The sequence below is a fragment of the Cellulomonas alba genome, assembly GCF_030362835.1.
In the GTDB taxonomy this organism is placed as follows: domain Bacteria; phylum Actinomycetota; class Actinomycetes; order Actinomycetales; family Cellulomonadaceae; genus Cellulomonas; species Cellulomonas alba.
Window position 1 is genome coordinate 571,983 of record NZ_JAUCGQ010000001.1, and the last position, 24,077, is coordinate 596,059.

A 24,077-nucleotide genomic window follows, 5' to 3' on the forward strand; every position below is an offset into this window, starting at 1 on the left:
CCCGAGCGGCGGCGGTCATGACCCTCGGGGCACCGCGGGCCGCGCCGGGCCTGCGCGGTGCGGGCGCGTCAGCCCTCCGCGACGACCCAGATCGCGCGGCCCGCGACCTCACCGAGCTCGACGGGCTCGGCCGGGCCGGCGCCGCCGGGTGCGGCGACCCGCGTCGCGATGACGCCGGTCACCGTCCGCCGCTCGACCACCTGCACGGCTGCGTCCAGCACGAGCCCCACGCCCTCGAGGTAGCGGAGCAGCTCGGGGTCGGCGTCGGAGATGCGCGCGACGGTCCAGCGGCCCGGCTCGGCGTCCCACAGGGTCGTGGCCGCCGGAGGGTCGAGCTCACCGTCCGGCCCGGGGATCGGGTCGCCGTGCGGGTCGCGCGTCGGGTGGCCCAGCCGCGCCGCGAGGCGTTCGACGAACACGTCCGACACCGCGTGCTCGAGCACCTCGGCCTCGTCGTGCACCTCGTCCCACCCGTAGCCGAGCACCTCGACGAGGAACGTCTCGATCAGCCGGTGGCGACGCACCATGGCGAGCGCGTGGCGCCGGCCCACGTCGGTCAGGTGGACGGCACCGTACGGCTCGTGCGTGACGAGCCCCGCGTCCGCGAGCCGGCGCACCGTCTCGGACACGGTCGACGCCCCGACGCCGAGGCGCGCCGCCAGCAGCTTCGTCGTCACCGGCTGGTCCGACCACTCGCGCGCGGACCAGATCACCTTGAGGTAGTCCTGCGTCACGGCGGTCAGCGGCGCGGCGGTGCTCACGGCGCCCAGCCTAGGGCGGCGCTCAGTGGCCGGTCGTGCTCCAGTGCCACGGCTCGCCCGGCAGGTTGTGCAGGCCGTACGCGGCGGCGTGCTGCACGAGCCACGCGTAGCCGGTCGAGCCCGAGCCGAGGAGCCGGCCGTCCTGCGTCAGGTCGAGAGCGAGGCCGCGCTCGTGGAACGACGCGCCCACGGGGGCCGTCGCGGGCTCGCAGAGCACCGGCGCGCCGGGGTCGGACGACGCGGGAGCGCAGTGCGCCCGCCGGAGAGCGGCCTGCTCCGCGGCGCTGCGCCAGCCGCTGCCGCCACCGAGGTGAACCCCCACCTGCGCGGCGGCCGCGGCCATCGCGTCGACCGCGTCGGCCAGGCAGCGGTGGACGCGCACCCCGAGCACGGTCGCCACGGTCGCCGCCTGGGGCACCGGGCTGTTCACCTGGGTGCAGTCCGCCGTCACCTGCGCGGTCGCGAACAGGTCGGCCGGCACGTCGTGCCGCCAGAGCTCGACGCCCGACGCGGTCCGCAGCAGCGCCGAGCCCTCGTCGAGCACGAGCTCGGCCCCCGGGCCCGCGCCTGCGCCCGTCGTCCACACGGTGCTGCCGTCGGGCCCGACGAGCGACAGCCCGTCGTCGGTCATGACGAGCGCGCCGCCGCCGGGCAGGTCGACGGGCGTGCTCCAGACGCGCGTGTCGTCGTACGTCAACGACAGCCGGGTGGTCGACGCGCGCAGCCGCAGGTGACCGTCCGGGGACGCGAGGCCCTCGGCCGCCGACACCGCGGCGCCGTCCGCGAGCGACGAGGGCCCGAGCCGCGTGCGGGTGCTCCAGACGCGTCCGCCGTCGGCCGCGTACAGCACGAGGTTGCCGTCGTCCTGCAGCGTGAGGCTCGCGCCGGGATGGCCGGCCGTGCGGCTGCGCCACAGCCACCTCCCGTCCGGGGCGGTGAGCACCAGGTTGCCGTCGTCGTGCAGCGCGAGGGCCGAGCCGGGGACGGCCGCCGAGGGCACGTCCGACTCGGGCGCTCCGGCGTCGGCGCCCGGGGTGCCGGGCGCGGCCGCCGCGCCCGTACCGGTCCCACCGGCGGCGCCGCGCGCCGCCGCCGCGCCGGTGGTCGCCGCAGCGATCGCACCCCCGGCCGTCGGGTCACCCACCGGTGGCGCCCAGCGCACGTCGCCGTCCGGCCCGCGGAGCGTCACGCTGCCGTCGGGGTCGACCACGAGCGTCTGCCGCCCGTCGGGCGACGCGAGCGCCTCCCCCGGGCCGATGCTGCGGCCCGCCGCGAGGATCGAGGGCGTCACGGCCGTGCCGGAGTCCCAGACGACGGACCCGTCACGCGCGCGGACCACGAGGTCGCCGTCGTCGCGCAGCACGAGGGCAGCGCCGCGGTGCCCGCGCGTCGAGGTGCGCCACTCGACCTTGCCGTCGCTCGACACGAGCTGCACGTCGCCGCCCGCCGTGACGACCAGCCGGTCGCCCGCGCGCCCGCCGTCCGAGACCCAGCGGGGGTCGCCACCGTCGGCCCCGAACAGTGCGAGCTGGCCGCCGGGCTGGAGGACGAGCGTCTGGGAGCCGTCGGACGAGACGAGCCCCTGACCTGCCGTCAGGGTCTCGCGCGGGCCGAGCCGGTCGTCGCCCGCGACGGCACCGGCGGGCCCGGCCGCGACGACGGTGAGGGCGACCGCGCCGGCCGTCAGGAGGCCGCAGACGACCCCACCGACGACTCCCCTGGGCCTGGTGCGCACGGTCTCCCCCTGGCGGTTCGGCCGGCTGCACCGCCGACCGAAACGCCCGAACCACCGTAGACCGGTCAGCGCGCGGTTGCTCCCGGCGAGGGCGAAGCCGTCTCGGGTGAACTTGGGCCCGGCATCGCCGTGTCGGTGCGCGCGACGGGGTTCGGCACGGGCCACGGCAGCCGGTCGCTCACCGCGACCGACGCGTCTGTCCGCACCTGGACGAGCTGGTAGTCGAGGAAGCGGCGCGTCGCCGGGTCCCAGCGCAGCACGGTCAGCTCGGCCGTGCCGTTGAGCGGACCGATCGTCGGCCTGCCGAGCGTCGCGCCCGCGCTCGACGAGCTGATGTACCGGACCCCCGTCCCCACCTGCTCGGGACCGAACCGCTTGTGCAGGTGCCCCGAGATCTGCGCGGGCACGCACCCGGACTCGAGCGACGAGAGGCCGACGTCGGGCGTGTGGATCAGCAGGAGGTCGACGCCGTCCTGGTCGTGGCAGGCGGTCTCGGCGAGCCGCGCGCCCTCGTCGAACGTCGACTCGGCGCCGGTCTGTGCCGTGCCGCTGCCGAGGCGGGTCTCGTTCGGGTCGTGGTCGCCGAGGATGCGCATGCCGTCGGCCGTGACGACCTTGCCGGACAGCACCGTCGCGCCGGCTCGCCCGTACCGCGCGCTCGTCTGGCGCGAGTCGTGGTTGCCGGGCGACGTGACGAGGTCGACGCCCTTCGGGATCGCGTCGGCGAACGTCGTGACGCAGAACTGCTCGACGGTCGTGCCGTCCATGGTCGTGTCGCCCGCGTCGAGCACGAGGTCCGCGTGGCTGCGCGACGCGAGCGTGTGCACGAGCGGCGCCATGCCGACGTTGCAGTGCAGGTCGGACATGAGCACGACCGTGACGAGGTCCTCCGGGCTGGTGGTCGGCGTGGGGGTGGGCGTCGGGGTCGGGCTCGGTCCGATGGTCTCGCCCCCGGTCGGGAGCGCGAGCGGCGGCACGGTCGGCGCCTCGAGGCCCGCGGGCGTCGTGGGTGACACCGTGGCCTCGGGGGTCGCCGCCGCCTCGGCCGCGGCTCGCTGGTACGCCTCCCGCTGGTCGATCGACGCCTGCCGGTTGGTCCACGCGGCGACGAGGTTCCTGTCCGCGCGGGCGTAGAACCGCTGGTTGTTGCGGTAGGCCGCGACGGCCTGCGCGCCGTAGGTGTCGATGACGCCGCCGAGCCGGCCCGTCACGCGCGCACCCGCGAGCGGCGTCCCGGCGAACACCGGCGACGCGGGCTCCCCCTGCGGGCCGCGGTCGCCACCCGCCGAGCTCGCCGTCAGCACGGCGAAGCCGACCAGCGCGAGCGCGCTCCCCACGGCGATCTGCCGACGGTGCGGCGCGACCTGCACCGTGAGCTCCCGCCGCCGCGCCGGGCCCAGCAGCCAGCGCAGCAGCCACCACGCGCCCACGAGGCACACGAACCAGGTCGTCGCACGCACGACGGCGTCGCGGACGAGCGCTCGGGCGGCCGCCTCGACCGTCGGCCGCGGGGCCGAGAAGAGCTGCACGTAGCCGTGCAGGTCGGTGCCGAGCGCGGCGAGCGTCGTCGCCGACGTGACCTCGGTGAGCCCCTCGGGGATCTCCTGGACCGTCACGTGCACGCCGAGCGTCAGCGGCAGGGGCGAGTCGATCTGCAACGTGCCGAGCGGACCGAGGTCGAGCGTCACGGTGTCGTCGGTCGTGACGGCGTAACGCGCCTCGTGCGGGCCGAGGCTCCCGTCGGCGGACGCGGTGGTGACACCCATGACGAGCGAGAACAGCGCGGTGAGCACGAGCAGCACGACGCCCGGCCAGCGCCTGCGCCGCGCTGCTTGCGTCGTCGGCTCCGTCATCGCGGCCACCCTAAACTCGCCAGGTGAGCGCCGCCCGCCGCTACACGCTGACGTCCGTGTGGCGCCTCGACGCGCCCGTCGCCCGGTGCTGGGACGTCCTGGCCGACCCGGGCATGAGCTGGCCACGCTGGTGGCCGGGCGTCACCGCGGCCGACGTCGCGCCGACGCTCGACGGGCTCACGGGCAGCTCCGCCACCCTGCGGTTCCGCACGCGCGTCGGGTACGCACTGCGGCTCGCGCTCGTGATCGAGGACGCCAGCGTGCGGCGGTGGGTGCGCGTCAGCGCGGCTGGCGACCTCGTGGGCACCGGCCTCGTGGAGCTCGAGGCGCCGTCGCCGACGTCGACGGAGATCCGGGTGCGGTGGGACGTCGCCACGACGCGGGGCTGGATGAACGTCGCGGCGCCGCTGCTCGCGCGCGGGTTCGCGGCGTCCCACGCGTCAGTGATGCGCGCCGGCGAGCGGGGGCTGGCCGCCTACCTCGCGGCGGGCGGTGCGGCGGCGGCTACTGGTAAGTGACGAGGTCGGGCCTCGGGCTCACGCGGTAGGTCTGGCGCGGCGAGAGCATCGGGTGGTCCTCGTCGACGAAGTTCTTCCAGCCCCAGTGCACGTGCGGCGCGCCCGCGCGGATCGTGCGCCACGTCCCGGCCTTGGCGGGCTGCGAGCCCTGCCCGTCGACGTGGATGACCATCGCCAGCTCGTCGCGCGACGTGTCCAGGTCGTCCCGGTCGCGCACCATGCGCAGCGAGAACTCGTGGACGACGAACAGCTTCTGCGGCAGCGCGTGCGACGCCGTGAGATCGGCGAGCCAGTCGACCACCCGGTTGATCTCGGCGACGTCGACCGAGCCGATCTGCCGCAGCGGCTTCTGCTTGGGCGTGAGCCGCCACTCGGGGTCGAGCGCGAGGCCGACGTACGGCAGCTCGAGCAGCGACTGGTAGCGCTTCGCCTGGCTGAGGAAGTCCGCGCGTCCGGGCTGGAGGTCGAGCACGACGGCCTGGCCCTGGGCGCCCGCGGCCTCGACGAGCGGGCGCAGCGCCGCGACGGACCGCTCGCGGGAGTAGTCGCCGTCCTCGCCCTTCCCCGCCGACGCGATCGTGGCGATGATCTCGACCGCCGGGACCACGGTGTCGTGCGTGTACCGGCGGTACCGGTCCGCGGTCCGCGCCGCGCGCGCCACGGTCTGGGGCACGCCCTGCTCGCCGAGCACGCCGAGCGCGCTCGTGCCCGGGGTGCCGTACAGCGCGACGTAGCGCTTGCCCGGGGCGCCCGGCAGCGCCGGGAACACCAGCTGGCCGCCGCCGGGCGCGAGCACCCCGGTCGACGCCGCGCGAACGCGCGAGGCGAGGCGCGCCGGGTCGCCGAACGCCGCGCCGAACGCGATGACGTGCGCCGGTCGGGCGGCGGCGAAGGCGCGCACCGACGCCGTGGTCGAGCGGGGGTCGCCGCCGGGCGCGTCGAGCACCGGGAGGCCGGCCGCGCGGAACGTCGCGAGCGCGGCGACCGGCGCGACGCCGACGCCGACCACGGCCGCGGCGTCCGCGCCGGGCGCGGGGGGCGTGGTCGCGGGGAGGGCGGGCGCGTCGGGGGTGGGCGACGGTGTCGGCGCGGGCGACGCGGGTGCCGGTGACGGCGAGGTCGGCGGCGTCGGCGTCGGCGTCTCGGTCGTGCTCGGCACGGGCTTCGCCGCCGGGGGCTTCCAGCCCGCCGGGACGAGCGCGACGGGCGCCACGGGGTTGAGCGCGCGCACGGCCGCGGGGCCGCCCCCGGCGGGCACGACCGTGGTCCGCGCGATGCCCGCGCCCGTGACGGCTGCGAGCGAGCGCGCGTCGGCCCCGGCGGGCAGTCGGGCGACGACGGCCTTCGCGGGCACGCCCGCGGTCGACGCCGCGCCGACGACGAGCACGGCCACGGGGTCGAGCCGCGCGAGCTCGCGCGTCACGTCCGCGCTCGCCGCGGCGCTCGTCAGGAGCTCCGGCGCGCCGACCGCCACCGCCGCGGACGCGGCGGTGAGCTGGCCCGGGCCGTCCGACGCGGCCGCGAGGACGACCACCGGCGCCCGGACGAACAGCGCTCGGGAGGCCTCCACCGCGGCCCGCTCGGGCGTCGCGGCGGGGAGCACGGTCGCGGCGGCCGACGGGGCACGCACGACCGCCGCGGGCGGCGCCGCCGAGGCCGGCCCGGCGTCGGCGGGCGCCGATGCCGTCGACGAGGCCGCGGGCGCGGGGTCCCCGACGCGCGTCCCGATCGTGCACGCCGCGAGCGTCGCGGCGAGCGCAGCGGCAGTCGCGAGGGCGACGACCCTGCGCGGCACGGGCTGGGCTCGGCGAGGCATCGGGTCACCCTAGGGCAGCCGCCGGCCGCCCCCCGGCGCGCAACGCTGGGTCGCCGTCAACCCGCGCGACATCGGTGCGAGGACGGCGCGAGCGCGGTCCAGCCGCGCCACCGGTCACGCCGGCGCGGCGTCGCGTCAGGCGACGGCGACCCGCACGACGTTCCGCCACGGGTCCTCGAACCGCAGCGTCGCGCCGTCGTCCGCCGCCACGACACCGGCGTACGCCAGCCGGCCCGCGAGCGCGCCGAGGTCGTCCTGCCCGGGCACGGCGATGCGGACCTCGCCGAGGCCGAGCGACGACGCCCGCGGCCCCGCGCCCGCGCTGTTCCACGTGTTCATCGCGAGGTGGTGGTGGTAGCCGCCGGCGGAGACGAACAGCGCGCCGTGCCACGACGCGGTGACGTCGAAGCCGAGCGCGTCGACGTAGAACGCGCGGGCCGTCGGAACGTCACCGACCTGCAGGTGCACGTGGCCGACGACCGCCTCGCCGGCGTGCGGCGACTCGAGCGACGCGTCGGTCAGGTGCTCGCCCAGGAACGCGTTCGGGTCGAGGCGCAGCGAGTCCATCACGACCGTGCCGTCCGCCCCGTGGCGCCACTCGTCGCGGCCGCGGTCCCAGTACAGCTCGACGCCGTTGCCCTCGGGGTCGGTCAGGTAGAACGCGAGCGAGACGAGGTGGTCGGCCGAGCCGACGTACGTCTGCGGCGCGTGCTGCGCGACCGACGCGAGCGTGGCGGCGAGCCCGGCGCGGTCGTCGAACAGGATCGCGGTGTGGAACAGCCCGGCGGCGCCGCGCACAGCGGGCGGCAGGTCGGGCATGTGGCGCAGCACGACGAGCGGTCGACCGGCGCGTCCGAGCGTCACGGCGTCGGGCCGGCCGGCGCCCTCGAACCGGTCGCCCGGGCGGTCGATCACCTCGAGCGCGAGGACGTCGCGGTAGTAGTGCAGCTGGCGGTCGAGGTCGCCGACGAGCAGCGTGACCGCGTCCATCGCCGTGTCAGCGGCGATCGACTCGTGCGCGCGCTCGACGAGCGGGGTCGTGGCCGGCGAGCCGTCGCCGGGCCGGGGTGCGGTGGACATGCCGCCTCCTTCTCAGGGACGACCCAGTGTAGTTGATGTTTCAACCAATGTGTCAGTCGTGCGCCTCACCCGGCAGGTGGTTGTGCCCCAGCCCCTGGAGGAAGCGCGGCCCGGACGTCGCGAGCTCCGCCTCGAACGCGCCGGCCCACGCGCCGTACGGGTGGCGGGCGAGGGCGTCGTTCGAGAACCGCGGGTCGTCGGTGACCTCCGTGACGACGAAGTCGGGGACGACGAGGTCGGTGACGGGCCCGCCGCGCTCGACCTCGGCGACGAGCAGCGGCGCGTTGCCGGCCGCGAACGTGTCGATGACCCAGCCGTCGTCGCCGAGCCACACCGAGTGCCGCGTCTTCGCGACGCGCGCCCCCCCGCGGCGCACCAGCTCGAGCCCCATCGCCGGGTCGAGCTCCCGCTCGGCCTCGTACCGCGTGCCCCCCACCATCGGGCCCTTGACCGTGATCGCGCAGAAGTCGATCGCCTCGGCGTGCCGGTCGAGCAGCGCGAGCTCGTCGTCCTGCGCGCCGACGACGAGGCCCGGAACGGTGCCCTGGACGCGGACGCGGATCGCGTACCCCTCATCGGCCAGGTAGTAGCTCTGGACGATCAGCGCGGGCGCACCGTCGAGCAGGTCGCGCGGCAGGTCACGGACCCAGAACCGGCGCTCGAACTCGAAGTCGCCGTAGCCGGTGTCGCTCATGTCGCGAGCCTAGCCACGCGTGCCCTGACCAGCGGGGAGGCCGTGCACCACCGGTCGCGCTCACTCGACCGAGACGGCCTCCAGCACCGGCAGTCGCGCGGCCCGCACGGCCGGCCACGCCGCGGCGAGCACCCCCACGACGACCGCGAGCACGAGCATCAGGCCGAGGCTCCCCCACGGCACGGCGAGCGTCCGGAGCCCCTGGTCGGCGTACAGCCGGGGCAGCGTCGACGCCAGGGCGACGCCCACGACGAGCCCGACGGCCGTGCCGAACACCGCGGTGAGCACCGACTCGACGGTGATCGTCGAGCCGAGCTGCAGGCGGCCCAGGCCCACGGCGCGCAGCAGCCCGATCTCGCGGGTTCGCTCGATCACCGAGAGCGCGAGCGTGTTGACGATGCCGAGCACGGCGATCACGACCGAGAGCCCGAGCAGCGCGTACAGGATGACGAGCACGCGGTTCACCTGGTCGGCGAGCTGCGAGACGAACTGCTCCGAGTCGAGCACGCTCACCACGAGGTACGGCCGCACGGCGTCGGTCAGACCGGCGCGCAGCGCGGTCAGGTCCGTGCCCGGCTCCGCCGTGACGAACACCGTCGTGACCTGCTGCTGCGCTGTCGGGACCAACCGGTCGAGCACGCCCTGGCCGACCACGAGCGGCACGCCGAACGCGGGTGAGTCGATCACCGCGCCGATCGTCGCCGGCACCTGGCCGGACGTGCCGACGAGCGTCAGCCGGTCGCCGACCGACCAGTCGCGGTCGTGCGCCGTGCTCCGCTGGACCGCCACCTCGCCCGCGCGGAGCGCGCCCGGGAAGTCGCCCGCGACGACGTCCGTGCGGATGCTGCGGCCGACCGCGGCGGGGTCGATGCCCGTGATCGCGAGCGAGCCGGCGGCCCGCGCGTCGGTGCCGGAGCCCACCCGCACGAGCACGCCACCCGATGCGAACGCGTCCGCGGCCCGCACGCCCGGCACGGCCCGCACGTCCGCGAGCGCCTGCTGCGGCACGGTCGCGCTCGGTGCGACGCGCAGGATGAAGTCGGTCGTCGCCTCGTGCTCGACGATCGCGCGGGTCGACGCCTGCGTCGTCGCCGCGATCACCGCGGCGGCGCCGACGAGCGCCATGCCGATCATCAGCGCGCCCGCCGTGTTGGCGGTCCGGCGCGGGTTGCGCGTGACGTTGCCGCGCGCGAGCCGCCCGACCGGACGCCACGCGACCACGGGCGCACCGAGCACGCGCAGGACCGACCGGGCGACGACCGGCGAGACGAGGAGCACCCCGAGCAGCACGCCCGCGGCACCCGCCCCGAGCCACGAGCTCGCGCGCGGCGCGTCGGGTCGACGCACCGCGACGAGCACTCCCGCGATCCCGACCACGAGCACGACGAGGCCGAGCACGGCACGGCGGTGCAGCGACCGCTCCGGCACCGTGACCTCGTCCCGCAGCGCCTCGACGGGCGGCACGAGCGCCGCGCGGCGGGCCGGGATCGCCGCGGCCACCACGCTCACCGCCGTGCCGACCAGCACCGACACCACGATCGTGAACCCGTCGACCGGGATGCGGCCCGCGAGGTGCATGCCCAGGTTCGCGAGCACGGTCCGGAGCAGCACCACCAGCCCGAGGCCGCCCGCGAGCCCGAGCGCGGCGCCCACGACGCCGACCAGCGCCGCCTGCAGCACGATCGAGGCGAACACCTGCAGCGGCGACGCCCCGACCGCGCGCAGCAGGGCCAGCTCGCGCATCCGCTGCCGGACCCACATCGCGAAGGTGTTCGCGATGATGAACGCGCCGACGAACAGCGCGATCGCGGCGAACACCAGCAGGAACGTCGTGACGAACCCCAGCAGCGACATGATCTGCGCGCGGGCCTGCGCACGCTCGGCGTCGCCCGTGACGACGCGCGCGTCGACGTCCGCCGCATGCACGACGGGCGCGAGCCGCTGCACGAGCTCGTCCTGCGTCACGCCGGGGTCGCCGTTGACCGCGACGTGCGCGACGTCCCCGTCGGGCGCGAACGCGGCCTGCGCGGTCGCCGGGTCGAGGAACACCACGGTCGCGCCCGCGAGCGCCGCACCGACGCCCAGCTCCCCCACCACCGTGACGGGCTGGATCTTTCCCCCGACGACGACCCGCGTCCGGTCGCCGAGCGCCAGGCCGGACGCGCGCAGGGTCTGCGACTCCAGCCCGATCTCCGACCCGTCGCGCGGCGCGCGGCCGGCGACGAGGTGCGTCGCGCGGTCCCGGGGGTCGTAGCCGAACGCGAACGACGGCGCCTGCGAGCTCTGCACGGCCGTGCCGTCGGCGCCGACGAGCACCACGGGACCCTGCAGGTCAGGGATCGCGGCGGCGACGCCGTCGACCCGCTCGAGGTCGTCCACCAGCGTCAGCGGGACGCGGTTGTACTGCGTGCCGGCCGACAGGTCGGCGCCGCTCGGGCCGCCCGCCTCGTGGGAACCGCGCACGTACGCGTCGCCGAGCGTCGTCGTCGCGACGATGTCCGAGAACGTCGAGCTCAGCATGCTGCGCAGCGCGAACGTGCCCGCGACGAACGCGACGCCGAGCGCGACGGCGAGCACCGACAGCGCGAACCGCACGACGTGCGCCCGGATGCCGCGCAGCGCGACGCGGATCACGGCCGGCCCGCGGTCCGCAGCCCGGCGAGCGCGTCGAGCACCCGTTCGGCCGTCGGGTCGCGCAGCTCGCCGACCACCCGGCCGTCCGCGAGGAACAGCACGCGGTGGGCGTAGCCGGCGGACGTCGGGTCGTGCGTCACCATGACGACCGACTGGCCGAGCTCGTCCACGCTGCGCCGTAGGAAGCCGAGCACCTCGGCGGACGAGGACGAGTCGAGGTTGCCGGTCGGCTCGTCCGCGAACACGATCGCCGGGCGGGCCACCAGCGCCCGGGCGCACGCGACGCGCTGCTGCTGGCCCCCCGACAGCTCGGCGGGCTTGTGCGTCAGCCGGTCGCGCAGCCCGAGCGTGTCCACCACGTGCTCGAGGTGGGCGCGGTCGACGGGGCGGCGCGCGATGTCGAGCGGGAGCGTGATGTTCTCGAGCGCCGTCAACGTCGGGATCAGGTTGTACGCCTGGAACACGAACCCGACGCGCGTGCGGCGCAGCTGCGTCAGCCGGCGCTCCGACAGCGCGCTGATCTCCTGGCCGTCCACGACCACGGCGCCGGAGGTCGGCCGGTCGAGCCCCGCGAGGCAGTGCATCAGCGTCGACTTGCCCGACCCGGACGGCCCCATGATCGCGGTCAGCTCGCCGCGGACGAGGTCGACGTCGACGCCGTCGAGCGCGCGCACCGCCATCGGCCCCTGCCCGTACACCTTGACCAGATCGCGGGCCGTCGCGATCGCCGTGCCGTCGGTCTGCGTCGTCATCCCCCACCCCCGGGCCGCCTCACCCGATCGTGCCCTGCGACGTGCCGCGACGCGATCAGGGACCAACCCGACCCGGACCCGGACGCGCGCATGAGACACTGAGGGCCATCGGGAGCGCCGCGACCTGCGAGCGCCCCGCGTCGTGGAGATCGCCCGAGCCCGCTTCGCTCGGCTGCTTGCGCGGCGACCCCGACCATTTCCTGCCCCGAGAGGCTCCCCTGCGCATGACCACGTTCATCGACCTCGGCGTGCCCGCCGCCCTCGTCCGCTCGCTCGGCGAGCGCGGCATCACGTCCCCCTTCCCCATCCAGACCGCGACGCTGCCCGACTCGCTCGCCGGGCGCGACGTGCTCGGCCGTGGCCGCACCGGCTCGGGCAAGACCATCGCGTTCGCGCTGCCGGTCGTCGCGCGGCTCGCCGCGAAGCCCCGGCGCACGACACCGCGCCGGCCGCGCGCGCTCGTGCTCGCACCGACGCGCGAGCTCGCGAGCCAGATCGACGAGACCCTCGCCCCGCTCGCCGCGGCGGTGGGGCTCCGCACCACGACCATCTTCGGCGGCGTCGCGCAGTCGCGGCAGGTCGCCGCGCTCGACCGCGGCATCGACATCGTCGTGGCGTGCCCCGGCCGGCTCGAGGACCTCATCGGCCAGGGCCTGGTGACCCTCGACGGCGTCGAGGTGTCCGTGCTCGACGAGGCGGACCACATGGCCGACCTCGGCTTCCTGCCGGTGGTCCGTCGGCTGCTCGACCGCACCCCGGCGGGCGGCCAGCGGCTGCTGTTCTCCGCGACGCTCGACAACGGCGTCGACGTGCTGGTCAAGCGCTTCCTGACGAAGCCCGTGGAGCACGCCGTCGACCCCGCCGCGCAGGCGGTCGTCGCGATGACGCACCACGTGCTCGAGGTCCGCGACGCGGCCGCCAAGAAGGCCGTCGTCCACCACCTGGCGTCGGGTACCGGCCGCCGCGTGCTCTTCACGCGCACCAAGCACCACGCGAAGAAGCTCGCCAAGCAGCTGACGAGCGACGGCATCCCCGCGGTCGACCTGCACGGCAACCTCGGCCAGGGTGCGCGCGAGCGGAACCTCGCCGCGTTCTCGTCGGGCGACGTGCGCGTGCTCGTCGCGACGGACATCGCCGCCCGCGGTATCCACGTCGACGACGTCGAGCTCGTGGTGCACGTCGACCCGCCGGCCGAGCACAAGGCGTACCTGCACCGGTCCGGCCGGACGGCGCGCGCGGGCTCGGGCGGCGACGTCGTCACGCTCGTGCTCCCCGAGCAGCGGGCCGACGTCCGCGCGCTGACCCGCGCCGCGAAGATCACCGCCGAGCTCCGGCCCGTCACGCCCGGTGACGCGACGCTGTCCGCGCTCGTCGGCGACGTCGCGCCGCACGTCGCACCGACGCCTCCGGCCACGCAGGCCCCCGGTGCACGCGGGCCGCGCCAGGCCCGCAGCGGCGCCCGCACGACGGCCGCCCGCCCGGCCGCCGCGCGCACCCCCGCGGGCACTCGCACGTCGCCTGCGGCCCGGATCGCGACCGTCGGCTCCTCAGCCCGCCTGACCACGACCGTCGCCTCCGCGGCGGGCCTGACCGCGACCGCGCCGACCTCGCAGGCGCCCCGTCGGGCCACGCGCCCGGCGTCCGCCCCGGCGGAGCAGCGGCCGGCGACGGACGGCACCTCGGCCGAGGGCGCGTCCGCGCGCCGTCGTCGCCGTGGCGGCCGCGGCCGTGGACGCGCCGCCGGGACGCCGGCACCCCGCGCCTGACCCCCGGCGCGCCGCGGTTCCGCGCCCGGTTCCCGGCTCGGGCCGCCGCGCCGCGAGCCGCCGCGGCGCAGGGCGACCTGACGCGGCGCCCCCGCGGTGTCGGCGGCGCGTGCCAGACTCCGGGCCGTGCCCGATCGCTACGCGGACGACGACCACCTCCCCCACCGGACGCAGCTCGTCGCCGCGGCGTACGTGGTGCTGCGACGGGGCGACGAGGTGCTGCTCCACCTGCGCCGCGGCACGGGCTACCGCGACGGCCACTGGGCCCTGCCGGCCGGCCACGTCGACCCCGGCGAGTCCGTCGTCGAGGCGGCCGTGCGCGAGGCGCGCGAGGAGGTCGGCGTCGAGCCGAGCGACCTCCGGCCGCTGACCGCGATGCACCGGTTCGACCCTGGCGGCCCGGCCGTCGAGCAGCGCGTCGACGTCTTCTTCGAGGCGACGGCGTGGTCGGGCACGCCCGCGATCCGCGAGCCCGACAAGGCCGCCGACCTGCGGTGGTTCCCGCTGACGGCGCTGCCCGCGCCGGTCGTGCCGCACGAGCGGTCCGTGCTGGACGCGATCGCGACGGGGCGGCCCCTCGCGCCCGTCGTCGTCTGGCGCACGGACCGCGAGGAGGGCTGACCCCCTTGCGGTCGACCGGCTGCGACCCGCGATGATGGGCCCATCCGCCGCGACCCCGGGAGGGCCCGTGCCGAACAGGACCGCTCACTGATGGCCATCGTCTCGCGCGGGTTCCGCGGGCGGCGTACCGAGGACCCGCGGCTGCCGCCCGGGCAGTACCTCGAGCGCGGGTTCCCCGTGCTCTCTGCGGGGCCGACGCCGCGCGCCGACCTCGACACCTGGACGTTCAGCATCCGCGGCGCCGACGGTGAGCGCGGCTCGTGGACGTGGCGCGAGCTCCAGGCGCTGCCCGCGGACGACATCGTGCGCGACATCCACTGCGTCACCCGGTGGACCAAGCTCGACTCGCACTGGCGCGGCGTCTCGCTCGACCGCCTGCTCGACGCGGTGCGGATCGAGCCCGACGAGCAGTACGTGCTCGCGCACTGCGACGGCGGGTACACGACGAACGTGCCGCTCGCCGACCTGCGCGGCGGCCAGGCGTGGATCGCGTACGGCTACGACGGCGGCGCGCTGCCGCCCGAGCACGGCGGGCCGGCGCGGCTGCTGATCCCGCACCTCTACTTCTGGAAGTCGGCCAAGTGGATCCGCAGCCTCCAGCTGCTCGACCACGACGTGGCCGGGTTCTGGGAGCGGCTCGGGTACCACGAGTACGGCGATCCCTGGAAGGAGCAGCGGTATTGGGGCGACTGACGGTGGCCGACGGAGCGGTCGAGGAGCCCGCCGAGGACGAGCCGAGCCTCCACGAGCTGCTCCCGGACGGCGCCGACGACCCCGTCGCGCCGCGGGTGCTGCCCTGGCTGCCGGCGACGCTCGTCGAGCGGCGACCGGAGACGGCGAGCGCCGCGACGCTCGTGCTCGACGCGCCCGGCTGGACCGGCGCTCTCGCCGGGCAGCACGTCGACGTGCGCCTCACCGCGGACGACGGCTACGCGGCCGAGCGCTCGTACTCCCTGGCGTCCCCGGCGGGTGCGCCGGTCGAGCTCACCGTGCAGGTGGTCGACGACGGCGAGGTCTCGCCGTACCTGACGCTCGACATGGAGCCGGGCGACCACCTCGAGCTGCGCGGACCGATCGGCCGGTGGTTCGTGTGGCGTCCCGGCTCGACGCGGCCCGTGCAGCTGATCGCCGGCGGGTCGGGGCTCGTGCCGCTCATGTCGATGGTCCGCACGCGGGAGGCCGTCGGCGCGTCGACGCCGTTCCGCCTGCTCGTCTCCGCGCGGACGCCGGCGGACGCCCTCTACGACGAGGAGCTGGCCGCGCTGACCGACGTCGAGGTCACGCGCGTGTGGACGCGCCGGGCTCCCGAGGGCTGGACCGGCCCGGTCGGCCGCGCCGACGCCGCGACGCTCGCGGCGGCCTGCTTCCCGCCCGCCGACGAGCCCGACGTCTTCGTCTGCGGCCCGACGCCGTTCGTCGAGGCGGTCGCGAACGCGCTCGTCGACCTCGGCCACATGCCGGGGCGCATCCGCACCGAGCGGTTCGGGCCGACCGGGTCGTAGGAGCGGGCGGGTCCGGTGGTGGGCCCGACGCACGTCGGGCCCGGCGGCACGCGGCGACCGGGCCCGACGGGGACGGCTGACGTCAGCCCGTGTTCTGCAGACCGGCGGCGACCCCGTTGACCGTGAGCAGCAGCAGCCGGCGCAGGTCGTCCGCGTGCTCGACGGCCGCACCGGTGCGCAGGCCGCGCAGCGCACGCAGCTGCAGCAGGGACAGCGCGTCGACGTACGGGCTGCGCAGCTGGACCGCCCGGCCGAGGATCCGGCGCCGCGAGAGCACGTCCTCGGACTGCGTGATCGCGAGCACCCAGCGCCGGGTGAGCGTCATCTCGGAGAGCACGAGGTCGGCGAGGTCGTCACGGTCGCCGAGCGCCAGGTAGCGGCGCGCGATCCGGCCGTCCGTCTTGGCGAGCGACATCTCGACGTTGTCGATCATCGTGGTGAACAGCGGCCAGGACGCGTACGCGTCCTGCAGCAGCGAGAGGTCGTCCACCGACTCGAGCGCCGTGCCGAGGCCGTACCAGCCGGCCAGGTTGATGCGCGCCTGCGACCAGCTGAACACCCAGGGGATGGCGCGCAGGTCGTCGAGCGACGACACCGACAGGCCGCGGCGCGCGGGGCGCGAGCCGATCGGCAGCAGGCCGACCTCCTCGAGCGGCGTCACCTCGGCGAACCACTGCGGGAAGCCGTCGGCCCGCACCAGCCGGTGGAACTGGGTGCGCGACGCCTCGTCGAGCTTCGCCGCGAGCGGCGCGAAGCGCTCCTTGGCCTCGGCGTTCCGCTTCTCGACCGACGGCGTTCCGGCGAGCAGCGTCGCCGCGGTGACCTGCTCGATGTGCCGCGCGGCGATCGTCGGGTCGCCGTAGCGGGCGAAGATGACCTCGCCCTGCTCCGTGAGCTTGAAGCGCCCGTCGACGGAGCCCGGGGGCTGTGCGAGGAGCGCGCGGTTGGCCGGGCCGCCACCGCGACCGAGCGCGCCGCCACGGCCGTGGAACAGCGTGAGCTCGATGTCGTGCCGGTGGGCCCACTGCGTGATGCGCTGCTGCGCGGTGTCGAGCGCGAGCGTCGCCGAGACCGGGCCGACGTCCTTCGACGAGTCCGAGTAGCCGAGCATGACCTCGACCTTGCGGCCGTTCTCCGCGAGGCGCTTCTGCACCTGCGGCAGCTGGAGCGCCGCCTCGAGGATGTCGACCGACGCCTCGAGGTCCGCGAACGTCTCGAACAGCGGGATCGCGTCGATGACCGGCACCTCGCCGGCGCCCTCGTACGCGAGCTCGGCGAGCCGGTAGACCGCGGCGAGGTGCTCGGGCGCCTGCGTGAACGACACGATGTACCGCCGGGCCGCCTTCACCCCGAACCGGCGCTGCACGGCTCCGAGCGCGCGGAACGTGTCGAGCACCTCGACGGTGCGCGGCTCGAGGGCGCCGTCGACGCCGTTCGCCTCGAGGTCCGCGAGCGCCGCGGCGTGCACCTGCGAGTGCTGGCGCACCTCGAGCTCGGCGAGGTGGAACCCGAACGTCTGCACCTGCCACAGCAGCCGCTGCAGCTCGCCGTACGCGGACCGGGTCGCACCGGCGTGCGCGAGCGAGCGCTGCACGACGAGCAGGTCGGCCTCGAGCTCGGCGGGGGTCGCGTACGCGAGGTCCGCGTCGCGCTCGCGCGTCGCCGTGATGCGCTGCGCGATGACGAGGAGCGCGCGGCGGTGCGGCTCGTTCGCCGCCGAGCCGGCGCCGGCCTGCGCCGCGACCTCCTCGGACAGCGCACGCTGGCGCTGCCACAGCGCGAGCAGCTCGGTGGACGGCGGCGTGCCCTCGGCGTCGATCGTCAGCGCCTCGGCGACGCGGCCGGCCGACGTCTCGAGCGCCGCGAGCGCGTGCTCCGACGCGAGCACTGCGGCGGCGCGGGTCACCTCGGCGGTGACGTTCGGGTTGCCGTCGCGGTCGCCGCCGATCCACGTGCCGAGGCTCGCGAACGCGCGGACGGCGGGGGACGTCGTGCCCGCCGCGTCGCCGAGCACGAAGTCGTCGAGCCTGCGGTAGACCGCGGGCAGCACGTCGGCGAGCGTCGACTCGAAGACGTTGAGGACCGTGCGGACCTCGTCGAGCACGGTCGGCTTGGCGGCGCGCAGGGGCGCGGTGCGCCACAGCGTGTCGATCTCCGCGAGCAGGCGGCGCTCGTTCTCGGCGAGCGACATGCCGCCCTTGGCACGTAGGTCGCGCTCGGCGACGAGGTCGGCGATGCGTCGGATCGACGCCGATACGGCGCGCCGGCGCGCCTCGGTCGGGTGCGCGGTGAAGACCGGGCGGAACTCGAGCTCGAGCAGACGCCGGCGCGCCTCCTCCTCGCCGACCTCGGCCTCGAGCTGGCGGACCGCCGCGGGCAGCGAGTCGTCGGGCGCGAGGCTGTGGGGCTCGAGGCTCGCCTCGCGGTCGCGCAGCACGCGCACGCGGTGGTACTCCTCGGCGAGGTTCGCCAGGTGGAAGTAGCACGTGAAGGCGCGCGCGACCTGCTCGGCCCGCTCGATGGTGAAGCTCGCGACGAGCTCCTCGGCCTGCTGCAGGGCGTCGCCGTCGGGCTCGGAGTGCGCGACGATCGCGAGCTGGCGCAGGCGCTCGACGTCCGCGAGCAGGTCGTCGCCGACCGACTCGCGCAGCACGCGGCCGAGCAGCTCGCCGAGCTCGCGGATGTCGTTGCGCAGCGGCTCCGGGACGTCGTGGCTCACGAGCCCGCGCGGCAGGTCCCGTGCCGGAAGGGGTGCGTTCACGGGCCAAAACTAAGCCACGCGCGGGTCAAGCCCTACGGGGTGCCCAGCAGGTGGGTATGGCGCCCGTCACACCGGCGCTCAGCCGAGCGCCTCGCCGAGCAGGGCGAGCGTCGCGTCCCACGCCTGCGCCGCGGCCTCAGGGACGTACGCCGAGCCCGTGTCGTTGAAGAACGCGTGCCCCGCACCGGCCATGACGAGCGCCTCGAACGCGAGCCCCGACGCCGCCGCGGCCGCGCGCACCCGCGGCAGCTCGGCCATGAGCCGCTCGTCCCGGTCGCCGTAGAACGCCAGCACCGGGCACGCGATGCGCGCGATGCCCGCGTCGTCCGGCGCACCGCCGTAGAACGGGACGGCCGCGCGCAGCCGGTCGTCCGACGCCGCGAGCGCCCACGCGTAGGTGCCGCCGAAGCAGAAGCCGACGACCGCGACGCGCTCGTCGCGCTGCACGACCTCGTCGAGCACGGCCCTCAGCCGCTGCACCGCGAACGCGGCGTACTCCGGGTCGCGCGACATGCCGAAGGCCTCGCGGAGCCGCGGCTGCGCCGCGAGCCGTCTCGCCTCGTCCGGGTCGTCCCGCAGCGCGAACAGCTCGGCACCGGCCTGCGGCGTGATGCCGGCCTCCGACAGCAGGTCCGGCGCGACGACGAGGTAGCCGTGCGCGGCGAGCCGGTCGGCCACGTCCTCGACGTGGGGCACGAGCCCCCAGATCTCGTGGATCAGGATCACCGCGCCGCGGGGCTCGCCCACCGGTTCACTGACGTACGCGGGGCCGCCGCCCAGGCTGGTGTGCACACACCCGACCCTAGGAGTGCAGCCACGGCACCGCTCAGACTGCGGGGAGGGCGCCCCGCAGACCCGGGACCCGGGCATCGAGCCGAGCCCTCGCCCGCTTCTTGGCGAGCGTGATCTCCTGCTCCACGCGCGGCGCGGCGTCGGCCGCGGCAACGACGACGAGCCCGCTCGTGCCCTCGTCGAGCAGCTCTCCGAGCTCCTTGAGGTCCGTGCGGGACATCCCGCCGACGACGTGCCCGGCCAGGGCTCCGGCGCCGGCACCGAGCGCCGCGCCGCCGACGACGCCCGCGCCGAGCGCGACGGCCGGGAACAACGCCACGAGGGCGCCCACCGCGATGCCGAGCGTCAGGCCACCGACCGACCCCTGTCGGACCGGCTCGTCGACGCGCTTGACGACGTGCACCGTGCCGTCGGCGTCGCGCGTGAGCACCGCGGCGTCGAAGGTCTCGACGATGTCGAGCTCCTGGTAGAGCCTGCGGACGGCGGCGAAGTCCGCGAGCGCGTCCTCCTCCTGGTCGTACCGGCCGGCGATGACGACCAACGTGTCGGGTGCCATGGCTGCTCCTGTGCGCGTGCGGGTGGCGTCACCAGTCGACCATCCGCGTCGACCGTGTGCCTCACTCGCTGCGGGTCAGGTTCGTGGCGTCACGGGCCGCCGACGAGCGAGTAGGACACGTACGCGCCGGGCGACGTCTCGACGAGGACGCCCGTCGGGTCCGAGCCCGGCGCCGCCTGGCCCGCGCCGGGCGCGAACACGGCCGCGTGGTGCGGACCGACGTCGCCCAGCGATGTCCACGGCTGCGGCTCGGCGGCGACCTGCGCAGGGGACAGCGCGTCCCCGTGGTCGTAGTCGCGGCCGTCGACCCTGATGCGCTCGGGCAGCCCGTCGGACGCCAGCGGGTGACGCTGCAGCGCGTACGCCGCGGCAGCGCAGGCCGCGAACCCGACGACGAGCGCCGCGAGCACGAGCCACGCGACCCAGGGGCCGCGCCGCGGACTCCGAGGGGCGTCGAGCCCGGCCCAGTCGAGCGGCGCCGCGAGCGCCATGCGCACCTCCGGTATCAGTCGTCGTCGACCGACGCTCGAACGGGACGCTACGCGGCGCGACCGGCGACGACCAGCACCGTCACCCCCGCGGGCGACCGTTGGGGAACGCGCGTCGGGGCGACGCGCAGCCCCGCGCCCCCTCGCGGTGAGGGCTGCTCCGGGCAGACAATCCAGGCATCCCACCCGCACCGGAGGCCACGATGGCGTCGACCCTGAACCCCTACCTCAACTTCCGCGGACAGGCCCGCGAGGCGATGGACTTCTACCAGCGCGTGTTCGGCGGCGAGGTGCAGCGGAGCACGTTCGGCGAGTTCGGCATGAGTCACGACCCGGCCGAGGCCGAGCAGGTCATGCACAGCCAGCTGCACTCCCCCGGCGGCTTCGTGCTCATGGCCGCCGACGTGCCCGCCGACATGCCGTTCACGCCGGGCGGCACGTACTCGGTCTCGCTCTCGGGCGAGGACGAGGGCGAGCTGCGCGGCTACTGGGACGGCCTCGCCGACGGCGCGACCGTCACGGTGCCGCTCGAGAAGGCGCCCTGGGGCGACACGTTCGGCATGCTCGTCGACCGGTTCGGCGTCAGCTGGCTCGTCAACATCAGCGGCGCCGCCCCGGCGTGAGCACGGACCGGCGGCCGGCCCCGCGAGGACCGGCCGCCGACCCGCGATCGCCGCGTCAGGACGCCGCGATCCCCTCGCCGCCCGCGGCACCGGGCACGGTGGTCGAGCCGACCGGCGTCAGGACGCCGTGCGACCCCACGCGGAACGCGTCGACCACGCCCTGTGCGCCCGTCTCGACGTAGAGGTACCGGCCGTCCCCCGACACGGCCGCGTCGACGGTGCCCGGGTGCGTCGCCGTGACGGCGCCTGCCCGCAGCGCGCCGGAGGCGGCCACGCGGTAGGTCGACACCGTCGCGGAACCCGCGTTGGAGAGGAACACGTGCCGGCCGTCGGCCGCGATCCAGCAGGTCGCCGCCTGGCCGGTCGGCTGCGCGTCGAGCGGTCGCAGCGCGCCCGACGCCTCGACCGCGAACGTGGCGACGGCGTTGCTGGCCTCGGCGACGACGGCGTGGCCGCGCGGGTCGAACGCGACCGCGAACGGGACGGCGCCCGGCAGCGACGTCACGACGGGCGCGTCCGCGAGACCGGTGGCACCCCAGCGGAACACGTCGACCGCGTTGCTGCCCGCCTTCGTGGTCACGAGGAGTGCGCGGCCGTCGGGCGTGAACGCCACCTGGCCCGGCGTGTGCGTGAACTCGGGCGTCGCGGCCGGATCCAGGCCGAGGTCGCGGTGCCACCCGGCGACGGGGACCACCCGGGCGCCGACCCGTGCGAAGCCCTGGACCGAGCCGCCGTCGCGCGCGTTGAGCACGGCGAGCCGGTGGTCGTGCGCGGAGACAGAGACCGGGAAGTCGCCACCGGTCGGCACGACCTGGAGCCGGTGCAGGCGGCTGCCCTGCACCCCGAACACGGTCAGCGAGTCGCTGCCGGCGTTGACGACGTAGAGCAGGTGCGCCGGCGCGTCGAGCAGGACGGAGCCCTGCGACGCGAGCCGGTCGACGACGGCGCCGGTCAGCGCTCCGCCGAGGCCGCCCGTGTCGTAGCTGCCGGCCGCGCGGAGCGAGCCGTCGTGGAGCCGGTCGTAGACCCGCACGACGTTGCCGCCCGGGTCGTTCGTCTGGACGTAGACCTCGCCGGCCGCGCTCGGCCCGGCGTTCGCCGAGGCGACGCCTGCGGTGGTGAGGATCGAGACCGCGGCTGCGGCGAGCGTGGCCGCCGCACGGGCGATGGGCTTCATGGGAGTTCCTTCCTCGAGGGATCGGACCTCCCGTTCGTGTCGCGCGCGGCGCGGGTCTTACCTCGGGGCGGCGGGCAGGCCCCCGTCGTCGGCGCCGTCCGCCGCGTCCTGCTCGGCGCGGATCAGCTCCAGCAGGCCGGCGAGGTCCTGCGCGCACGGGCCGCAGCTCGCCACGTGCGCCGCGACACCCGGGAAGCGCGAGCGCGCCTCTGCGGGGTCGGCGGCGGTGAGCTCCGCATAGATCTCGAGCACGCGCAGCGTCTCGTCGCAGCCGACGTCGCGCGGGTCGGTGCGCAGGAAGGCGTCCAGCCTCGTCCAGCCGCTCATCGGTGCCTCACCAGGGTGTCCAGATATCCATCAGCGACGAGCCGCTCGCGGATCTTCCGTCGGGAGTCGAACAGACTCTTGTAGAGCGCGCCGCGGGTCGAGCCCAGCTCGATCGCGAGGACGTCGAGCGGCACGCCGTCCAGCACCGCCGCGACGAACACGCCCCGCTGGCGCTCCGTCAGCTCTGCCTCGACCGCGCGCCGGACGGCCCGCACGAGGTCGCGCTGCACCGCGTACGCCTCCGGACCCAGGCCGAGCCGGTCCGGCAGCGCCGACCAGTCCGTCTCCGCGACGGTCGGCGCGTCGTGGTGCCAGCGGTGCCGCGCGACCTTGCTCGACACCTCGAGCACGACGAACTTGTAGGCCCACGTCGTGAACCGGCTCTCGCCGCGGAACTCGCCGAGCTTGCCGAGGACGGACACCATCGCGTCGTCCGCGGCCTGGAGCGCGAGGTCGTCCAGCTCGGTCCCCGTGGTGCGCAGCTGTCCGGCGCGTCGGGCGACCTCGCGATGGGCGGCGCGGCGCAGCAGGTCGTGGAGCCTCGCGCAGGCCGCGTCGCGCTCGGCGCCGTCGGCGGCCAGCGTGCGCAACCACGTCGTGGACGCCTCGTCCAGCGCACCGCCACGGGTAGCCGTGACCCGCTGCGGTTCCTCGGCCGCCGCGCGTCGCGCCCCACCGCGGGCGGGCGCCGCAGCGGGGTTCGCGCGGTCCCGGGGCACGCCACGACCGTGACGTGCCGGGACGTGCCCGTCAAGGACCCGACGAGAAGAGCCGTGCGACCACCCGCGCCGACCGGGCCGGGATCCCTACAGTGGGCCCGTGGCCCCGACCCGTCACCGCTGGTCCCGCCGCCGGGTGCTCGGCGTCGCGCTCGCCGCCGTCGTCCTGCTGCTCGTCGTCGTCGCCGTGCTCAACCGGGTCGGCGCGTCCGACGGGTTCGGCACCGTCACCGGGGAGTCCGGCGCCTGGGCGTACGTGGCGATCGCGGGGCTCGTGTTCGCGGACGCCATCTGCGCCCTGTTCCCGGGCGAGACGACGGTGAACGCCGGCGCCACCCTGGCCGCCTCCGGTCAGCTCGCGCTGGGTCTCGTGATCCTCGCGTCGGCGATCGGCGCGGTCGTCGGCGACTGGACGCTCTACTTCCTCGCACGCGGCGCGGGCAGGCGGTTCCAGCCGCGCGTCGACGCGACGATGCAGAACGACAAGGTCGCGCTCGCCATGTCGTACCTCGGGTCGAGCGCGCCGGCCCTGCTGGTGGTCGGGCGGTACGTGCCCGGCATGCGCTTCGTGGTCAACGCGAGCCTCGGCGTGACGCGCTACCCGTGGCGGCGTTTCATGCTCTGGTCGGCGATCGGCGGGACGCTGTGGGCCGTCTACACCGCGACGCTCGCGTACGTCGTCGCGAGCGCGCTCGCCGACTTCCCCCTCGCGTCGATCGTCATCTCGAGCGCGATCACCACCGCGGCCCTCGTCGTCGTGTTCCTGCGGCTGCGCAAGGCCCGGCGCGAGGGCGTCCCGGCGGCCGGGGCGCGGCCGGACGAGGTTCCGTCGGCGTCGAGTGCGGCGCCGCCCGACGCTGCGACGCCCGCTCGGAGCCCGTCCGTCTGAGCCGCTCACCCGG

At 76.0% G+C, this 24,077-nt stretch carries 22 protein-coding genes; 7 read left to right on the forward strand and 15 right to left on the reverse strand.

Going from position 1 to position 24,077, the window contains the following annotated elements:
- Nucleotides 1-68: 68 nt before the first annotated feature.
- The 3 genes from QRT04_RS02555 to QRT04_RS02565 form a co-directional block, all read right to left on the reverse strand.
- Nucleotides 69-761 (reverse strand): metal-dependent transcriptional regulator, encoded by a 693-nt coding sequence (locus QRT04_RS02555; protein ID WP_289453314.1) that lies wholly within the window; start codon nucleotides 759-761, stop codon nucleotides 69-71.
- 22 nt (nucleotides 762-783) lie between these two features.
- Nucleotides 784-2,496: a D-alanyl-D-alanine carboxypeptidase family protein gene (locus QRT04_RS02560; protein WP_289453315.1), complete on the reverse strand. Its 1,713-nt coding sequence runs from the start codon at nucleotides 2,494-2,496 to the stop codon at nucleotides 784-786.
- 65 nt (nucleotides 2,497-2,561) lie between these two features.
- Nucleotides 2,562-4,349 carry a metallophosphoesterase family protein gene (locus QRT04_RS02565; RefSeq protein ID WP_289453316.1) on the reverse strand — a complete coding sequence of 596 codons (1,788 nt, stop codon included), beginning with the start codon at nucleotides 4,347-4,349 and terminating at the stop codon, nucleotides 2,562-2,564.
- Between the two features lie 23 nt (nucleotides 4,350-4,372).
- Between QRT04_RS02565 and QRT04_RS02570 the strand changes: the two genes are divergently transcribed.
- Entirely contained in the window at nucleotides 4,373-4,867 is a 495-nt protein-coding gene (locus QRT04_RS02570) for an SRPBCC family protein (RefSeq protein ID WP_289453317.1), read from the forward strand.
- Here the strand turns inward: QRT04_RS02570 and QRT04_RS02575 are convergent.
- The 5 genes from QRT04_RS02575 to QRT04_RS02595 all read right to left on the reverse strand — a co-directional run bounded on the left by QRT04_RS02575 (nucleotide 4,854) and on the right by QRT04_RS02595 (nucleotide 11,843).
- On the reverse strand, nucleotides 4,854-6,683 hold the full coding sequence (locus tag QRT04_RS02575) for a hypothetical protein (RefSeq protein WP_289453318.1): 1,830 nt from the start codon (nucleotides 6,681-6,683) through the stop codon (nucleotides 4,854-4,856). The two genes, QRT04_RS02570 and QRT04_RS02575, sit on opposite strands and share 14 nt — an antisense overlap.
- Before the next feature lie 135 nt (nucleotides 6,684-6,818).
- Entirely contained in the window at nucleotides 6,819-7,763 is a 945-nt protein-coding gene (locus tag QRT04_RS02580) for a VOC family protein (RefSeq protein ID WP_289453319.1), read from the reverse strand.
- A gap of 52 nt (nucleotides 7,764-7,815) precedes the next feature.
- The gene (locus tag QRT04_RS02585) at nucleotides 7,816-8,457 is read right to left on the reverse strand and encodes a CYTH domain-containing protein (RefSeq protein WP_289453320.1); all 642 of its coding nucleotides are present in this window, start codon (nucleotides 8,455-8,457) and stop codon (nucleotides 7,816-7,818) included.
- 60 nt (nucleotides 8,458-8,517) lie between these two features.
- A complete protein-coding gene (locus QRT04_RS02590) occupies nucleotides 8,518-11,091 on the reverse strand; it encodes an ABC transporter permease (RefSeq protein ID WP_289453321.1) in 2,574 nt (857 codons plus the stop codon).
- Nucleotides 11,088-11,843 carry an ABC transporter ATP-binding protein gene (locus QRT04_RS02595; protein WP_289453322.1) on the reverse strand — a complete coding sequence of 252 codons (756 nt, stop codon included), beginning with the start codon at nucleotides 11,841-11,843 and terminating at the stop codon, nucleotides 11,088-11,090. The genes QRT04_RS02590 and QRT04_RS02595 overlap by 4 nt, the downstream gene beginning before the upstream one ends.
- Before the next feature lie 224 nt (nucleotides 11,844-12,067).
- Here QRT04_RS02595 and QRT04_RS02600 point away from each other — a divergent pair, with 224 nt between their 5' ends.
- From QRT04_RS02600 to QRT04_RS02615, 4 genes are all read left to right on the forward strand, one after another.
- Entirely contained in the window at nucleotides 12,068-13,609 is a 1,542-nt protein-coding gene (locus tag QRT04_RS02600) for a DEAD/DEAH box helicase (RefSeq protein ID WP_289453323.1), read from the forward strand.
- Between the two features lie 126 nt (nucleotides 13,610-13,735).
- A complete protein-coding gene (locus QRT04_RS02605; RefSeq protein ID WP_289453324.1) occupies nucleotides 13,736-14,230 on the forward strand; it encodes an NUDIX hydrolase in 495 nt (164 codons plus the stop codon).
- A gap of 90 nt (nucleotides 14,231-14,320) precedes the next feature.
- Entirely contained in the window at nucleotides 14,321-14,923 is a 603-nt protein-coding gene (locus QRT04_RS02610) for a sulfite oxidase-like oxidoreductase (protein ID WP_289453325.1), read from the forward strand.
- Nucleotides 14,911-15,732 carry a ferredoxin reductase gene (locus tag QRT04_RS02615; RefSeq protein ID WP_289453326.1) on the forward strand — a complete coding sequence of 274 codons (822 nt, stop codon included), beginning with the start codon at nucleotides 14,911-14,913 and terminating at the stop codon, nucleotides 15,730-15,732. The genes QRT04_RS02610 and QRT04_RS02615 overlap by 13 nt, the downstream gene beginning before the upstream one ends.
- An 82-nt stretch (nucleotides 15,733-15,814) precedes the next feature.
- Here QRT04_RS02615 and QRT04_RS02620 read toward each other — a convergent pair whose 3' ends face one another.
- The 4 genes from QRT04_RS02620 to QRT04_RS02635 all read right to left on the reverse strand — a co-directional run bounded on the left by QRT04_RS02620 (nucleotide 15,815) and on the right by QRT04_RS02635 (nucleotide 20,332).
- The gene (locus QRT04_RS02620; RefSeq protein ID WP_289453327.1) at nucleotides 15,815-18,493 is read right to left on the reverse strand and encodes a phosphoenolpyruvate carboxylase; all 2,679 of its coding nucleotides are present in this window, start codon (nucleotides 18,491-18,493) and stop codon (nucleotides 15,815-15,817) included.
- Nucleotides 18,494-18,571: 78 nt separating this feature from the next.
- The gene (locus tag QRT04_RS02625; protein WP_289453328.1) at nucleotides 18,572-19,285 is read right to left on the reverse strand and encodes a dienelactone hydrolase family protein; all 714 of its coding nucleotides are present in this window, start codon (nucleotides 19,283-19,285) and stop codon (nucleotides 18,572-18,574) included.
- A 34-nt stretch (nucleotides 19,286-19,319) separates the two neighbouring features.
- Nucleotides 19,320-19,841, reverse strand: a complete 522-nt coding sequence (locus QRT04_RS02630) for a hypothetical protein (protein ID WP_289453329.1) — start codon at nucleotides 19,839-19,841, stop codon at nucleotides 19,320-19,322.
- Between the two features lie 89 nt (nucleotides 19,842-19,930).
- Nucleotides 19,931-20,332 carry a hypothetical protein gene (locus tag QRT04_RS02635; protein ID WP_289453330.1) on the reverse strand — a complete coding sequence of 134 codons (402 nt, stop codon included), beginning with the start codon at nucleotides 20,330-20,332 and terminating at the stop codon, nucleotides 19,931-19,933.
- A 200-nt stretch (nucleotides 20,333-20,532) separates the two neighbouring features.
- Between QRT04_RS02635 and QRT04_RS02640 the strand changes: the two genes are divergently transcribed.
- Nucleotides 20,533-20,952 (forward strand): VOC family protein, encoded by a 420-nt coding sequence (locus tag QRT04_RS02640; protein ID WP_289453331.1) that lies wholly within the window; start codon nucleotides 20,533-20,535, stop codon nucleotides 20,950-20,952.
- 55 nt (nucleotides 20,953-21,007) lie between these two features.
- On the opposite strand, the gene QRT04_RS02645 is transcribed toward QRT04_RS02640, so the two are convergent.
- The 3 genes from QRT04_RS02645 to QRT04_RS02655 are packed head-to-tail and all read right to left on the reverse strand — an operon-like array spanning nucleotide 21,008 to nucleotide 23,175.
- Entirely contained in the window at nucleotides 21,008-22,129 is a 1,122-nt protein-coding gene (locus tag QRT04_RS02645) for a lactonase family protein (RefSeq protein WP_289453332.1), read from the reverse strand.
- Nucleotides 22,130-22,186: 57 nt separating this feature from the next.
- Nucleotides 22,187-22,456 (reverse strand): hypothetical protein, encoded by a 270-nt coding sequence (locus QRT04_RS02650; protein WP_289453333.1) that lies wholly within the window; start codon nucleotides 22,454-22,456, stop codon nucleotides 22,187-22,189.
- Complete coding sequence (locus tag QRT04_RS02655) at nucleotides 22,453-23,175, reverse strand: RNA polymerase sigma factor (protein ID WP_289453334.1); 723 nt, start codon at nucleotides 23,173-23,175, stop codon at nucleotides 22,453-22,455. The genes QRT04_RS02650 and QRT04_RS02655 overlap by 4 nt, the downstream gene beginning before the upstream one ends.
- 100 nt (nucleotides 23,176-23,275) lie before the next feature.
- Between QRT04_RS02655 and QRT04_RS02660 the strand changes: the two genes are divergently transcribed.
- Nucleotides 23,276-24,064 carry a DedA family protein gene (locus tag QRT04_RS02660; RefSeq protein ID WP_289453336.1) on the forward strand — a complete coding sequence of 263 codons (789 nt, stop codon included), beginning with the start codon at nucleotides 23,276-23,278 and terminating at the stop codon, nucleotides 24,062-24,064.
- Nucleotides 24,065-24,077: the final 13 nt, after the last annotated feature.